Source organism: Thermogutta sp. (assembly GCF_039793925.1).
GTDB lineage: Bacteria > Planctomycetota > Planctomycetia > Pirellulales > Thermoguttaceae > Thermogutta.
Window position 1 is genome coordinate 1 of sequence record NZ_JBAMME010000349.1, and the last position, 2,256, is coordinate 2,256.

Consider the following 2,256-nt stretch of genomic DNA (forward strand, 5'->3'; position numbering starts at 1 on the left):
ATGTCCACTCGTCAAAGCAAGAACCGTGCCGCGCCGCAGCTCGGCCAGAATGGGTACTCCTGCTCTCCTAAGGCGACGTTTGCCCTCCGCACGGGACACGAAGGGCATGGCTCCCGCGGCGGCGGTTACGGCGCCAGAGGAGAAAGCTCCAAATCGGCGGCGCCCAAAGTCGCGGTGTTGCGTTCCTGAATCGCCACAGCCAGCCTCTTAGCGCCCCGGGGCCAGCGGATGGGCGCTTGGAAAACCCAGAAGCTGCCTCCCTCGGTTTCGGGTTGCACTTCGAAGCTCGCGCGGTGCAGAAACACATCCCCGCGGCCTGTATCCACACCCAGAACAAGCTGAAACGATGCTCCCCCCAAGGCTGCCAAAAGCGAGCGGACAGGACTTACATCGACGCCAATGTGCAACGTACCCCGAAGCATCTCGTTGGCTTCTGCTCGAATGTCTTCAAGCTGCACTTCTACGGGAAAGGAGAAATCCCCTCCCTCGCCTCGCAGAAGCGCACGAACCGCAGCCTCCGCCATGGCATCGTCGCGGCCATGGCGCACGAAGTTTGGCGCCCACAGCGCGGCCCCGTTGCGACACCGCACTTCCAAGCGGTGAAGTTCCCCATCCATGAGGCCAGAAACTTGGTACGTGAGCACGTAAAAGGAGGCAAGGCTTCGATCAACGGTGGCCAGGCTTCCTTTGGTGGGAATCAGGGCGCCACCCGTTTCGCGGGCCAGAAGCTGCAACCCCGAGGAGGGATCCATGACGGTACCGGAGGCGGTCCTTCCCTGCCGGTAGCCGGGACCCATAAACTCCCGGAATACAGATACCCCACTTTGACTTGCCGCCCACGGTGGGTAAAAGACCCCTGAAATCCCGGGAAAATAGGGCAGAGCAACGATCCCATCCGCTGCCAACTCGCGAGCAAACTGTAGCGCGGAATCTCGCTCTTTCTTCTCAGCTGTGAACTGCTCGCCCAGACTTTTCAGTGCTCGCTGTTCCCAAGGAAAAAGGTCTTCAGCTTCCGTTTTTCGGGCAAACGCATCCCAAATTCCGTAAGCGTCAAAATCGAAGCCGTCGGAAATCAGCACCAAAAAGGTTACGGCAGCCCGCCGCCCGAAGAAGGCCGCCATTCTGATGTGGCTCAGCACCTCTCGGTCGTAAAGGCCGGCTTCGACCAAACGAAACACCTCACTGGAAGGAGCGGGCAACCGCCTCCGTAACATAGGGCCTCGGACTTGGTAAACCTGGTCGGTAAGCCAGCGGCGCTCGGCTACGAGGTCATTTCGCGTCGCCAGAGTTGATACTTTTGTGCGTACCAGCTCCCGGAGAGCTTGGGGTTGGGTGATGTCCCGTCCCAAAAGCTCCGGGCCGCTTTGCCGGGCAACGACAAACCGCACCGGCCCGAGGGCTGTGAGACTTTCCGCCTCCCGCTCCAGGAATCGAGTCGCTGCCGTGAGGCAGAAGCGGCTGCAACCATGCGAGGTAATCACCACCGCTACCTCAGACTTGGGACGAGCTTGCGCCGGGTCTTCCTGGGCTCGCCCCGTAGCGTGAACGGCGTTTTCGGTTGCAGAAACGGCGTCTTCGGTTGCAGAAACGGTGTTCGAATGGTGGAGCAGCTTTTCCACCGAAAGGATGTGTACGGGTTGGCCATCAACCAGGGCGTCCAGGTCTTCGGGGTGCAAATCCCCGGTCTCGCTCCGAACCACGACCGAAACGGCCAAAACCCCCACCCGCTCGTGAAAACGGGCGGGCGGGCGGTCGCCCGTCCCACCCCAAGCTGCACAAACGGCCGAAAGCAAAGGGATTTGGATGCCGCGAAAGGCCCTGACCAGCATAGCGGAACTCCTCATCGCCAGCACCACCATGGGCAACCAGGATCATACCAATGGCAGGGGCATTGGATGCATTCCTGCTGCTGCGGGTAACGGCTGCAGGGGCATGGCACCTGATGGTAGGGTCCGCTGCAGTACTCGCCGTTTTCTGGTTCGATTTTCCCATCGCCGTCGAAATCAACACATGTTCCGGTTCCAAAGTCGTCCGCAACCCAGCACGTAGCACCCTCGAAGCTTCCGGAGGTACAGTTGTTTTTTTCCTCAAGCTTGGCGAAACCTTCTTGGAACCCGTTCCGCGCCGTCGCCCCATTACAAAGGCGAATAAAGTCGCCTATGTGCTCCGTGAAGTACGGATCAGCGTAGAACTCCACGATGTACTCCGAGCTCGGCAAGTTGGGCTGGGGGGCAGAAAGGCCCAGGGCAGCGAAAA

2 protein-coding genes are annotated in these 2,256 nt (G+C 60.2%); one reads left to right on the top strand and one right to left on the bottom strand.

All coding sequences use genetic code 11. The features are described 5' to 3' along the window. Positions 1-125 precede the first annotated feature (125 nt). Positions 126-1,829 carry a hypothetical protein gene (locus tag ABJK56_RS19200; protein ID WP_347246302.1) on the bottom strand — a complete coding sequence of 568 codons (1,704 nt, stop codon included), beginning with the start codon at positions 1,827-1,829 and terminating at the stop codon, positions 126-128. Positions 1,830-1,879: 50 nt separating this feature from the next. Between ABJK56_RS19200 and ABJK56_RS19205 the strand changes: the two genes are divergently transcribed. Continuing rightward, positions 1,880-2,256 (top strand): hypothetical protein (locus ABJK56_RS19205; RefSeq protein WP_347246303.1); only part of this gene is annotated, 377 nt, incomplete at its 3' end.

Coding starts and splice junctions, on each gene's coding strand:
- ABJK56_RS19200 (WP_347246302.1), bottom strand. CDS start 1,829: ATGCTGGTCAGGGCCTTTCGCGGCATCCAAATCCCTTTGCTTTCGGCC.